Source organism: Saccharomonospora halophila 8 (assembly GCF_000383775.1).
GTDB lineage: Bacteria > Actinomycetota > Actinomycetes > Mycobacteriales > Pseudonocardiaceae > Saccharomonospora > Saccharomonospora halophila.
Map to the genome: position 1 here is coordinate 5985 of NZ_KB912526.1, position 10345 is coordinate 16329.

The window sequence follows — 10345 nt, forward strand, 5'->3', positions numbered from 1 at the left end:
CAGCGCCAGCGGCGGCACGCGGTCCGGGTCGGTGGCGATCAGCGCCCGCTCCCGCGAGTTCCACCGTTCGAGCAGATCGGTCGAGGGGGCGACGCCGAACAGTCCCGGGTGGGTGATGCCGTGCATGCGGACGCCCGGGATGTGCCGGGAGTCGCACTCCTGACCGTGGAAGTCCCAGATGACCTTGTAGGCGTCGGGATAGTGGTCGGTGAGGAAGCCCCCGCCGTTGACCTTGGCGAAGATCCCGGTGTATCCCCATCCCTGGCCGGACACCGGCCCGGTCTGCTGGGGGATCGGGCCCAGGTCGAGGATGTCGATGACGAGGAGATCGCCCGGTTCGGCCCCTTCGACGCCGATCGGGCCGCTGAGCACGTGACAACGGTCCAGGTCGACGTCCCGGACGTCGTTGGCCGAGTCGTTGTTACCAATCTGGCCGTCCGTCCATTCCCGGCACTCGATGCGGATCTCCTGGCCGGGGCGCACCTGCGTCACCGCGGGCACGTCCGGATGCCACCGGTTGTGGCCGGGGACGTCCTGCTCCGCCATGGTGCGGGACGGGTCGTGACTGAACACTACGTCGGGCATTCGAACTCCTCACAGTGGGCTTGGTCAGACGTCCCGGCGGTCGTGGTGGGCTCAATGGCGATGCGGGCGGCTCGCCGGGTGGGGCACGGTCCGCATGTGGCGCGCCGACTCCCGGCCCACGAGCCGTTCCAGTCCCGGGTCGGGCCGCGACCGGCCGACGCGCTCCGTTCCGGGTTCGCGCCGCACCACCTCCGGCTCGTCCCGGCTCTTCTCCGCCGCATCCCGTGCGCGGACGAGTTGCGGCGACACCTGTTTCAGCCGGGGCGCGGAAATGACGCGCCGCGCCTCGTTCCCGCACCCCGGACAACACTCCGTCGTCGGAGCGCTGTTCATTCCGTGGGAACGTTCGATGATTCCGCATTCCGGGCATCGGTATTCGTACAACGGCATGTCGGAGCCGCCCTGATCATTCGTCGATGTGAACGATTCCGACGCTACCGACCCACCCGCCCTCGCGCTGGCCGCGGGCGGTGTATCTGTCGCCCTTTCGTGAATCCTCACCCGTCCTGAGGACGAAATTGATCGCGGATGGGGCGTGGGACGGGTGGCAGGGTTCGCCGCCGCCCCACTGAAGTCGTTCAAGGAATCGCTGATCTTGAGGAGGCCGCCGCGGCCGGCCGCGTCCGCCACAGCGCCCCACCTCGAAGAAGGCTCCCGCCAAGCGCGGCGGGTGCACCGAACTGCTCTACTCGTCGTGCCCCGACCACCTACGCGGCGACCTGCACAGTGCCGTCGCCCACGTCGCCGAAGTCGCCGCCTTCATGTCGTTCGACGCCTCTGCCCACAGCGAAGCCGAGCGCCTGTTCACGTTCGCCCTGGCCTGCGCCGAAGAAGCCGACAACTGGCCGTTGCGGGCGCTGATCCTCGGCAACATGGCGCAACAGTCGGTATGGCTTGGCGACCCGCAGACGGGACTCACCCACACCGACCTCGCCCTCGTCCGCGCCGACCGCCTCCCTGCCACGCACCTCGCGCGCCTGCACACCATGCGTGCCCGTGTGTTCGCCGCCATGCACCGGATGGAAGAGACCCGTACCGCTGTCGGCACGGCCGACGAGCATCTGGACAACAGCCGCCCCGACGACGACCCGATCTACCTGGCCCACGACGACCCGGCAGAGCACAACGCGGTCGCCGGAGAAGCGCTCGCCTCCCTCGCCGCCCCCACTGGACACGGCACGGCCGAGGCCACCCGCCGCCTCACCGACTCCATCCACGGCTACGGCCCCGCCTACACCCGCTTTAAACCCTCGCCGAAATCCGCCTCGCCACCCACACCCTCACCACCGGCGACCCCCGCGAAGCCGCCCACATCGCCGCAGGCGCCCTCCACCACACCGACACACTGCGTTCCCAGCGCGCCCTGACCAACCTGCGCCACCTCAACCACCACACCACCCGCCACACCGCCATCCCCGAAATCGCCGACCTGAACCACCGCCTCACCACCCACCTCACCAGTGCGTGAACCGAACGCGCCGACAAGCTGCTCCTTCACAGCTCCACAAGCTCGTCCGAGCTGACCCCTGACTCGTAGAGCACCGTGATGTCCGGGCCGAGCTCGCGCTTGACCCGGCGCGCGAGCTCCCGCCCGTCGGCAACGAATCGTTCGTACTCCGCCGGGTCACCGAACCCGGAATCCTGCGGTTGCTCGGGCACGTACGTACGCTGCAACCGCCCGTCCCACTCCGCGACCGCCGCCACCAGCTCGGCAGACAACGGCAAGACGTCTGCGACCTCGTCGGGAAGGTAGTTGGTCTCCACGTCATCGTCATCGAACAACACCCACCACGGCCCCATCCGCCACTCGAAAAGCAGCGTTACCTCGACGACCCGACTATTCACGCTCACGATTCTCCCTCAGCTTTGTTGCCGTCGAGATCGGGTTGGCCCCGACGATTTACCCGTTCGATCCTGTGGTGATCGCTACTCGGCGCAGACGCCCGTCGAACTCTACTTCGTAGACGGGCCGATCGGTTCCGTTGTAGCCGACAAGATCGCCCTTGAGCAGGCTGTCGAAGATCAGGGCAACAATCCGGTCCTTCGCTACCCCGAAGCTGTCGAATTGGCGAATCCTCTTGCGGCTCATGAGATGCCCGAGCCCACTCGCCCTCGTCGCCTTCCTCCAGCCACACCACCCAGCCGTCGCGGGCACGAGCCATCCGCACCACCCGCTCCGGGCTGATCTTGTGTCCGTTGCTGCGGACCTCGGCGATCAGCTCGGCATCCGGCGCAGGCCGTGACGGCGGCCGCGGTGGTTCCGCGACCGACTGCCGACGCCCAGTCGCATTCTCCGTCGATGTTCGGACCACGCCCAAGCTCGCCAGATACGCGCCGAGTAGGGCTTCCACCCGGTCACATGCCTGCTGCACAGACGCGAGCTGCTCCCTCGCCTGATCCAGCCCAGCCACGGCATGAAACAGCTCCGGCGCGGCACTGCCCTGCGCCGACTCAGCCAGTGCGGCATGCGACTGCTCGACACAGGCCAACGCCTCACGCAGCGCGGAATCAGGCCGTGCCGCGAGCACGTGATCAACCGCGGCGGCAAGATCCTCGACCGACATTTCCTCCCCCAGACGCCCATCCACTTTTGAGCAGTCCCATCGTGGCAGAACATCGGGCGCACCACCTGCTCCGAGCAGGGAGAGGAACCATGATTTCCGCACGCAGCCCGATAGCGCGGATGCGTGAACACTAGACTCTGGCTCAACAGGGTGTCGAAGGATCGAAAGCATGGGGGAAGGCACCACGTGATCGAGGTGATTGGCGGGGGGATCGCCGTCCTGCTCGCGTTGTGGTTCGTCATCGACGTCGTCAAAGCCCGCAGGCAGAGCTTCCACCGGGCGGTGCGCCGGGTCGAACGGGAGATGGCCAGGCCACAGCCGCCGGGGAAGCCCTCGTTGGTGCTGACGTGGATGATCCACCCGTTGTCCGAGCACATGGTGAAACGGATCGCAGAGCTGGGCGGGTTCCGGTTCCTCGGGCAGCAGCAGGCTTACAACGGCGCCCGTGCACTGGCATTCGCCCCGCCGAAGAACTCCCCGAAGCAGAAGCTGTCGATCCATGACTGAGGAGCTGGCGAACACCATCGCCCTGTGGCTACTGCTGCCCTCGATGGGCGTCATCTTCGTCATCGTCTTTGCGAGGATGTTCGGCACCCCGACCGAGGTGCGGCAACGCCGACGGACCGAACAGTTGAAGATCCTCCGCGAGCTCGCCCGCTCCTCCGGACCCACGCTCGAATTCGACTGGCTGCGCTGCAAGGACGTCTCCTTCGCCGAGCTGCGCCGGGAACTGGGCCGGAAAGGCTGGCGCTTCGTCGACGAAGAGATCACCTCCACCGGGTGGCTGCTGTACTTCTCCCGGGAGGAGGGGCGACCGGAGAAGCAGACCGACTCCGGGCAGCAGCTGCGCCGCGAGCTGCGGGAGGCCACGGTCAATGCCGACGGCTTCTACCCGTTGGACACCGGCCGGTACGCCGACCTGAGCAACGGTGTGATCGCCGAGATCGTCCGTGGCACCGGCTGGAAGGAAGCCGGTCACTCGCAGATCCGGCAGGGTGAAGTGGTCCGGCTGACCCGCCCCGGCACCACCGTCGTCTCACCGGCACAGGAGTCGTTCGCCGACGCCTCCCACCCGGACGAGTTCCGGAACACCCCCGCGGTGCGGGCCCGGGCCGCCGAAATCGAGCGGGTACAAGGATTCGACCCGCTGTCGCCGCAGGTGCTCAACCGGGCCCGCGAGCAACACCGCACCTGGGGCACCAGGTTCAACCGCCAGGGACGGTTGGCGATGCTGTACGGCTTCGTCGGCCTGTTCATGCTCCTCGGCACGCTCGCCTCGACGGAACACGAGAATTTCGCCATGGTGCTGGGCGTAACGGCGGTGGTGTGGCTACTGTTCGGCGTGTCCGTGGTCAAAGCCGCGCTCACCCGCGAACGACGCAACCGCGACGTCCGCCCGGTCCTCGACGCCTACGCCGAACTCGAAGAGCTGGCCAGACGAGGCTGATCTCGTTATTTCTTCGGAGGGAAGGTGTGGGGCCGAGCAGACACCCTGACCTCGATGTCTCTGTCGGTCCCGGCGTCGGGTTCCTCGTCCTAGTCGACGGAGAGGGCGCGTTCCACCCGTTCCGGGGCGAAAGCGCACACGCTCCCATCATGGCCGTCATGGCGTCGCCGTAGTTGGTCCATTGGACGCTTGTCGGTTGTCGGCCGCTGGTGTGGAACTCACCGGCGGCGGTGATCGCGGTGTCGAGGCTGATTTCGCTGTGGGTTGGTAAGAGGATCTCGTCGAGGCCGTAGGACTCGGGGGTGTCGTTGGTGCCGCCGGTGGTGACGGCGTCGTCCGGGCTGTGGGTGAGCCAGTACAGGACGGCGTGCCCGCCGTGGACGCCGACGACGAGTTCGGCCTCCGCGTGCCGCAGATGCACGGTCCGGGGGATGTCGCGTTCGGCGTCGGCCTGGTCGCGCAGTACTCGGCTGAACTGCTGGGTGTCCGGGAGGTCCAGTGGGGTGCCGTCGTCGAGGCGTGCCTAGCATCGGGTCATGACTCTGCTCGCCCTCGGTAGGTGTGGTGGAACGGTCGGCCGTCGCTGTCGCTGCCGAGGACGGTAAGCGTGGTGCCGGTCGGCAGGAAGTGTTCGAGTGCCTGGTGGCATCCGTGTGTCGTGCCGGGGCGGAAGCCGCAGGGCACGTTGTTCATCACCACCCGGGCGTTGCGGACCCCGCTGGAGATCAACATCGCGGCGGCACGCATCTCCACGTGATACGGCGCGCCAGGCGGTGCCGGAAAGGCCCGGAAAGCGGGACACGCTGCTGTGATCGCAGCCCGCCAGGCGAACGACATCCCCTGACACCTTCTGAGCGAACATGAGACACTGAACCGTGGGGACTGACCAAGCCCTGAGTCCGGTCAACCTTCTATACGCACGTCGTGGCCCGGAGCAGCCGGAACCGCTGATCGCTGTCGTCTCGACCGAAGATGAAGCGCGAGCCATCGAAGCCGAGGTGGTGGGTGGCGAACCCGAGACGCGGGTGGTATGGGAAACGCACGAAGTGGGAGGTCAGGTCGGCGACACCGTTCACATCGTGCTACTGGCAGCTGGGGGTGACAGCGGTCCAGAAGCGACAGACCCTATTGCTGTCAGCGTGTTCGCCACCCGTCGCAAGGCCGAGAGTGACCTCACCATGCGCCGGACAGGCGACGACGGAGCTCACTACTCTGTCCGCTCGCTTCCGCTCGGCTGGCGTCGCAGTGGTTGGCCTTTCGTGGGCAATCGCTGATTCTTGAGCCAAGTTTCCCGTCCATTGATCGAGGACAATGCAGGTGTCGATGACGACTTGGGGAAGCCCGTTTACTCACGCCCGCGTCTCACCCACTCGACCGGATCCATACCCTCTGTCCAATCCGGCCCAAAATGCCGGCCACGTCGTCGAGTGTGACTCGTTCCCGTGATTCCTCCACGACTTCGAGGCCGATGGCCTCGACCGACCGGATCCGATCGTGGCGGTCGCGGGTGACCTCCCCCCATATCTCCCCCTCGTGATCGAGCGCGGAACGAATCTCTCCGGTCAGGTGCTCGGGGAAATCGATCTCCACGGAACGCCCTGTGCGGGCGTTCCGTGGAGTCCGGCCGAACGCCTGCCGCCGTTGTAGTAGCGGTAGAGCAGGCCGCGTACCGACCCCAGAGAAGGCGGGGAGGGCGCGATGCTCTCCTTCGCATGCCGAGCCAGAGTCTCGTCGATCATGTTGACCGATTTCGTCGATGGCGATCCCGATGCTCTCGACTCCGTGCCGGTTCGCCACCTGCTGCAGATTGAGCAGGCCCACGACACTCTCCGAACTCCAGCCGGGTGGCACAGCGGCCGACTCGGTCAACGCACCGAGTCCGGTGCGTAGCAGCTTCGCTCCGAACCGCCGCGGATCGTGATCCGCGCGCTCCCGGTCGACAGGTCGGACAACGCGGGCGCCGCCGGATCGCCACCGCTTAAATCGCCCCGCTGTTCACCGACCGCGAGCTGGACACCGCCCGCAACCGCCTGGAGCAGTTCGGCCACGGCACCACCCGCCGGGCGGGGTGAGAACCGGCGCGGGCGGGTGGCGGTCGCCCCGGTCGGTGAGCGAGCGCCGGGCACTTCCCACGGGATGGGTGCAGTTTGCACCCATCCCATGGTACGGTTTCGGCATGTCCAAGGTCGTGCAGATCCGTTACGTCCCCGACGACGTTCACGACGCCCTGGTCGAAGCCGCCCACGCCCAGGGACTGTCCCTGACCAGGTATCTGCAGCGCGAACTCGAACACCTGGCCACGCGCGCGGCGCTACTGCGGAACAACGAGGCGGTCCTCCGTCGGACCCAGGCCGAGGTGCGTGGTCAGGCGGATCGGGACACGATCCTGTCCGTGTTGCGCGAGGGCCGCGGCGAGTGAGAGTCATCGATGCCGGCGTCATCGTGGAACTCCTCGCCGGGAAACTCGATCCCGACCGGCTCGGGGACGAGGAACTGGCGGCCCCACATCTCATCGACAGCGAGGTCACCCAGGTTCTGCGTGGTCTCGTCCGCCGCGGTTCGCTCAGCGAGGAACAGGGCGATCTGGCACTGAACGGCTTCAGCCGTCTGGCGCTCGAACGATTCCCCGCCGACCCGCTCCGGCCGAGGATGTGGGCACTGCGGCACAATCTCAGCGCCTACGACGCCACGTATGTCGCGCTGGCCGAGACGCTGCGGGCCACCGCACTGCTGACCACCGACGTCCGCCTGGCGAACGCACCCGGCCCCCGATGCCCGATCGAACTGATGTGATCATGCTGGGCAGCTGACGGCCTCGTCCACGGAGCAGGTCGGCCCACCCGACCATGACAGGCCGGGATTCCGACGATACGGACAACCGGATTCCGCGAGTCACCCCGGCCCGGCCGCGTCCGGCCGGACCGGGGACCACGGCTCAGCGACGCGCGGGGCGTCCGACTCCGATCCGGTCGGGGTCGTCTCCGGCGAGGAACCGTCCGGGGTCGCCGCCCACGCCGTCCGGGAGAGCGATGTCGTGCGGACGGCGCGGGCGGGGGCGGCGGACGTTGCGCTTCGGCCGGTTCAGTGGGAGACCTCGGCCAGGTCGTTGTCCTTGGTCTCGCGGACGAACAGCAGCAGCACCGCGGCGCTGACCACGCAGATCGCGACCAGGTAGACCATGACGCCGGTGACCGAGCCGCCCGCCGAAGCGGCCAGCGAGGCCACGATGACCGGGGTGAATCCGGCACCGAGCAGACTCGCCAGCTGGTAGCCGAGCGAGGCACCGGTATAGCGGGCCTTCGTGCCGAACTGCTCGGACACGAACGCGGGCAGCGGCCCGAACGTGGCGCTCTGGCACACCGACAGGCTGAGCAGGAACGCGGCGATGACGAGCGGGAAGCTGCCGGATTCGAGCATGGTGAACACCGGCCAGGTCACCACGATCATCGCGACCAACCCGCCCAGCATCACCGGGCGTCGCCCGACCCGGTCGGACAGCCAGGCGTACAGCAGGATGAAGCCGACCGCCGCGAACTGGCAGATCGCGAACGCCGCCAGCGCCTGGGACTTGCTGACGCCGTGCGTGGCGGCGTGGTTGATGGCGAACGTCGAGAACAGCGCCTGCATGGCGAACGCCGACATGCACACCAGCCCGGCCAGCAGCAGCGGCCTGGGCCGCTTCAGCACGGACACCAGCGGCATCCGCTCCTTCCTGCGGGCCTTGTCCTGCGTCTCCACCTGCCGCACGGCCTTCTGGAACAGCGGGCTCTCGGACACCCGCGCCCGGACGAACAGGCCGACGGCCAGCATCACGGCCGACAGCAGGAACGGGATGCGCCAGCCCCAGGACAGGAAGTCCTCCTCGGGCAGCAGTCCGGCCAGCGCCAGGGCGACGGTGCCCAGCGCCGCCCCGGTGGGGGCACCGGCGTTGGTGAACGACGCCGCGAAGCCGCGGTGGGCGCCCTTGACGTGTTCCAGGGACATGAGTGCGGCACCGCCCCACTCACCGCCCACGGCGATCCCCTGGCAGATCCGCAGCAGCACGAGCATCACCGCACCCCACCCCGGGATGGGCGGGACGAGTCCGATGAGCGTGGAGGCCACGCCCATGATGCTCATCGAGATCAGCAGCATCTTCTTGCGGCCGAGCACGTCCCCGAAGTGGCCGAAGACGATGCCGCCGATCGGGCGGGAGAGGTAGGCGACGGCGAAGGTCGCGTACGAGACGATCGTGCCCAGTGCCGGGCTCAGTTCGGCGAAGAACACCGGGCCGAACACCAGCGACGCGGCCGTCGCGTAGAGGATGAAGTCGTAGAACTCGATAGTGCTGCCGAGGTAGCTGGACAGCACGACCCGCCGGACCTCCTTTCTCCGCTGGTCCGGGGAGGGGGCGGCAGGGGTCTGCACGGTGGTCATGAAGGCGCTCCAGGGGGCGGGGAACACGCAGGGTGTGGGGGGCGGGGCTGTCAGAACGGGTAGTGCGGCACGTCGCCGCGCAGGGTGATCCAGCGGGTCTCGGTGAACGCCTCGATGCTGGACGCCGCACCGCCGAAGCGGGCGCCGTTGCCCGAGGCCCCGAGACCGCCGAACGGGATGTTCGCCTCGTCGTCCACGGTCTGGTCGTTGATGTGGGCGATGCCGGTGGGCACCCGTTCCGCGATCGCGAGTCCCTTCGCGACGTCGCGGGTGAAGATGCCCAGGGACAGGCCGTACTCGGAGTCGGCGGCCAGCCGCACCGCCTCGTCGGTGGTGGCGAACGGCACGACCGGGGCGACGGGTCCGAACACCTCGTCGGCGTAGGCGGGCGCGGTGGTGGGCACGTCGGCGAGCACCGTGGGCCGGTAGAACAACCCGTCGTAGGTTCCGCCCGCGGCCAGGCGTGCCCCGGCGTCGACGGAGTCGGTGACCATGTCGTGGATCGCGTCCCGCTGCCGCCGGTCGATGACCGGGCCGAGGGCGACCTCGCCGGTGGCCGGGTCCCCGACGGGCAGCGCCGCGGCCTTGGCGGCCAGCCGGGACACGTACTCCTCGTACACCGACTCGTGTACCAGGTGCCTGCCGGTGGTCATGCAGACCTGCCCCTGGTGCAGGAACGACCCGGCCGCCCCGGCCGCGACCGTGGGTTCCAGGTCCGCGTCGTCGGCGACGATGATCGCCGAGTTGCCACCCAGCTCCAGGTGGACGCGCTTGAGGTTGCGGGAGGCGGCCGCGCCGACGTGCCGGCCCGCGGCCGTGGAGCCGGTGAACGAGAGGACGCGGACGTGCGGGTCCTCGACCAGCGCCTTGCCGACCTCGGCGTCGCCGGGCAGCACCGACAACACCCCCTCGGGCAGACCGGCCTCCTCGAAGATCCGCGCCAGGGCGACACCCCCGGAGACGGCGGTGCGGACGTCCGGTTTGAGCACCACCGCGTTGCCCAGGGCGAGTGCCGGTGCCACCGAGCGGATCGACAGGATGAGCGGGAAGTTGAACGGGGCGATCACCCCGACGACCCCGGCGGGGACCCGCCGCGCCATGCTGAACCGTGGCTTCTCGCTCGGCAGGGTGTCCCCGTGCGGGTGGGAGGGCAGCGCGGCCGTCTCGAAGCACTCCTGCGCCGCGGCGTGCGTCTCCATGCCCGCCTTGGCCGGCAGCGAGCCCGCCTCGGCGATCAGCCAGTCCTCGACCTCGGCGGCGTGCCGCTGCCAGAGTTCACCGGCCCGGCGCAGCACCGCGGCGCGTTCGGTGTGCGGCAGCGCCGCCCACTCCC

Annotated in this window: 16 protein-coding genes; 6 read left to right on the plus strand and 10 right to left on the minus strand. The window is 68.5% G+C overall.

Annotated features, from left to right (window positions below):
* Positions 1-585: acetamidase/formamidase family protein (locus SACHA_RS20975; RefSeq protein ID WP_039738386.1), on the minus strand; the 585-nt coding region annotated here is incomplete at its 3' end.
* Positions 586-636: 51 nt separating this feature from the next.
* Positions 637-975: an FmdB family zinc ribbon protein gene (locus SACHA_RS23340; RefSeq protein WP_028662990.1), complete on the minus strand. Its 339-nt coding sequence runs from the start codon at positions 973-975 to the stop codon at positions 637-639.
* Between the two features lie 371 nt (positions 976-1346).
* On the opposite strand from SACHA_RS23340, the gene SACHA_RS20985 reads away from it, so the two are divergent.
* Positions 1347-1952, plus strand: a complete 606-nt coding sequence (locus SACHA_RS20985) for a hypothetical protein (RefSeq protein WP_051110133.1) — start codon at positions 1347-1349, stop codon at positions 1950-1952.
* Between the two features lie 127 nt (positions 1953-2079).
* Here SACHA_RS20985 and SACHA_RS0108070 read toward each other — a convergent pair whose 3' ends face one another.
* Both SACHA_RS0108070 and SACHA_RS20990 read right to left on the minus strand, forming a co-directional pair.
* Complete coding sequence (locus SACHA_RS0108070; protein WP_019808663.1) at positions 2080-2436, minus strand: hypothetical protein; 357 nt, start codon at positions 2434-2436, stop codon at positions 2080-2082.
* 49 nt (positions 2437-2485) lie between these two features.
* Positions 2486-2674, minus strand: coding sequence for a hypothetical protein (locus SACHA_RS20990; protein WP_019808665.1), 189 nt, complete (start codon positions 2672-2674; stop codon positions 2486-2488).
* 661 nt (positions 2675-3335) lie between these two features.
* On the opposite strand from SACHA_RS20990, the gene SACHA_RS0108080 reads away from it, so the two are divergent.
* Together SACHA_RS0108080 and SACHA_RS0108085 are read left to right on the plus strand one after the other, a co-directional pair.
* On the plus strand, positions 3336-3656 hold the full coding sequence (locus tag SACHA_RS0108080; RefSeq protein ID WP_019808670.1) for a hypothetical protein: 321 nt from the start codon (positions 3336-3338) through the stop codon (positions 3654-3656).
* A complete protein-coding gene (locus SACHA_RS0108085) occupies positions 3649-4596 on the plus strand; it encodes a hypothetical protein (RefSeq protein ID WP_019808672.1) in 948 nt (315 codons plus the stop codon). Before SACHA_RS0108080 ends, SACHA_RS0108085 begins: the two co-directional genes overlap by 8 nt.
* On the opposite strand, the gene SACHA_RS26570 is transcribed toward SACHA_RS0108085, so the two are convergent.
* Both SACHA_RS26570 and SACHA_RS26575 read right to left on the minus strand, forming a co-directional pair.
* Positions 4514-5095, minus strand: coding sequence for an Imm1 family immunity protein (locus tag SACHA_RS26570; protein ID WP_083935805.1), 582 nt, complete (start codon positions 5093-5095; stop codon positions 4514-4516). The two genes, SACHA_RS0108085 and SACHA_RS26570, sit on opposite strands and share 83 nt — an antisense overlap.
* A gap of 35 nt (positions 5096-5130) precedes the next feature.
* On the minus strand, positions 5131-5433 hold the full coding sequence (locus tag SACHA_RS26575) for a DddA-like double-stranded DNA deaminase toxin (RefSeq protein ID WP_083935806.1): 303 nt from the start codon (positions 5431-5433) through the stop codon (positions 5131-5133).
* Positions 5434-5471: 38 nt separating this feature from the next.
* On the opposite strand from SACHA_RS26575, the gene SACHA_RS24380 reads away from it, so the two are divergent.
* Entirely contained in the window at positions 5472-5870 is a 399-nt protein-coding gene (locus SACHA_RS24380; RefSeq protein ID WP_157601631.1) for a hypothetical protein, read from the plus strand.
* Between the two features lie 88 nt (positions 5871-5958).
* Here the strand turns inward: SACHA_RS24380 and SACHA_RS0108105 are convergent, their stop codons facing one another.
* Both SACHA_RS0108105 and SACHA_RS0108110 read right to left on the minus strand, forming a co-directional pair.
* Positions 5959-6186, minus strand: a complete 228-nt coding sequence (locus SACHA_RS0108105; RefSeq protein ID WP_019808682.1) for a hypothetical protein — start codon at positions 6184-6186, stop codon at positions 5959-5961.
* 275 nt (positions 6187-6461) lie between these two features.
* Complete coding sequence (locus SACHA_RS0108110) at positions 6462-6644, minus strand: hypothetical protein (protein WP_019808684.1); 183 nt, start codon at positions 6642-6644, stop codon at positions 6462-6464.
* Positions 6645-6772: 128 nt separating this feature from the next.
* Here SACHA_RS0108110 and SACHA_RS0108115 point away from each other — a divergent pair, with 128 nt between their 5' ends.
* Positions 6773-7015: a hypothetical protein gene (locus tag SACHA_RS0108115; protein ID WP_019808686.1), complete on the plus strand. Its 243-nt coding sequence runs from the start codon at positions 6773-6775 to the stop codon at positions 7013-7015.
* Entirely contained in the window at positions 7012-7389 is a 378-nt protein-coding gene (locus tag SACHA_RS0108120) for a type II toxin-antitoxin system VapC family toxin (RefSeq protein WP_019808688.1), read from the plus strand. Before SACHA_RS0108115 ends, SACHA_RS0108120 begins: the two co-directional genes overlap by 4 nt.
* Before the next feature lie 288 nt (positions 7390-7677).
* Here the strand turns inward: SACHA_RS0108120 and SACHA_RS0108125 are convergent, their stop codons facing one another.
* Entirely contained in the window at positions 7678-9012 is a 1335-nt protein-coding gene (locus tag SACHA_RS0108125) for an MFS transporter (RefSeq protein WP_019808690.1), read from the minus strand.
* A 50-nt stretch (positions 9013-9062) separates the two neighbouring features.
* On the minus strand, positions 9063-10345 hold a 1283-nt coding region (locus tag SACHA_RS20995; RefSeq protein WP_083935807.1), incomplete at its 5' end, for a benzaldehyde dehydrogenase.